Source organism: Shewanella sp. TB7-MNA-CIBAN-0143 (assembly GCF_040310065.1).
In the GTDB taxonomy this organism is placed as follows: Bacteria; Pseudomonadota; Gammaproteobacteria; order Enterobacterales; family Shewanellaceae; genus Shewanella.
Genome location: NZ_JBEOPL010000116.1, coordinates 1 through 263, shown reverse-complemented (window position 1 = coordinate 263; position 263 = coordinate 1). Strand labels below are relative to the sequence as shown.

1 protein-coding gene is annotated in these 263 nt (G+C 44.1%); it reads right to left on the bottom strand.

Features of this window, described 5'->3' with window-relative positions; all coding sequences use genetic code 11:
- On the bottom strand, nt 1-263 hold a 263-nt coding region (locus AAEY97_RS21335; protein ID WP_351001363.1), incomplete at both ends, for a TonB-dependent receptor.

Sequence of the window (263 nt, the reverse complement as noted above, 5' to 3'; positions counted from 1 at the left end):
CCATACAAGACTTCAATACGATCAATCTGATCCGCTGGAAGTAGATTTAAGGTTGCACCGCCCGCACTCAACGAGCTATAGCGTACGCCATCAATGAGCACTAAAACTTGTTTGCTATCATAACCGCGCATATAAAAATTTGAGGTAGTACCTGAGCCGCCATTAGTGTAATGACTGAAACCTGGCTGATGTTTCAAAATATCAAGTGCCGTCTGACCCTGATAACGTTGTAGCTCTTCACTATCAATGACCCGAGTTTGAGC